The following is a 271-nucleotide window of genomic DNA, read 5'->3' on the forward strand; positions in this document are numbered from 1 at the left end:
GGCGGCACGACGCGCAGCATGTCGGGCGACGGAAACGGGATGTGCAGGAAGAAGCCGATCGGGTTCTTCACGCCGAGCTCGCGCAGGCAATGCGCGAACGGCAGCAGATGATAGTCGTGCACCCAGATCAGATCGTCGGGCCGCAACAGCGCGGCGAGCTGCCGGGCGAGCATCGCGTTCACGCGCAGATAGCCCGCGTACTCCTGCCGGTCGAAGCGCGCGAGATCGCTTCGGTAATGGAATACCGGCCACAGCGTCGCGTTCGAGAAGC

At 65.7% G+C, this 271-nt stretch carries 1 protein-coding gene; it reads right to left on the reverse strand.

Going from position 1 to position 271, the window contains the following annotated elements:
- On the reverse strand, positions 1-271 hold a 271-nt coding region (locus R0J88_RS20330), incomplete at both ends, for a trehalose-6-phosphate synthase (RefSeq protein ID WP_410900925.1).

This window comes from Pseudoalteromonas sp. SIMBA_162, from assembly GCF_046535955.1.
Classification (GTDB): Bacteria; Pseudomonadota; Gammaproteobacteria; order Enterobacterales; family Alteromonadaceae; genus Pseudoalteromonas; species Pseudoalteromonas marina.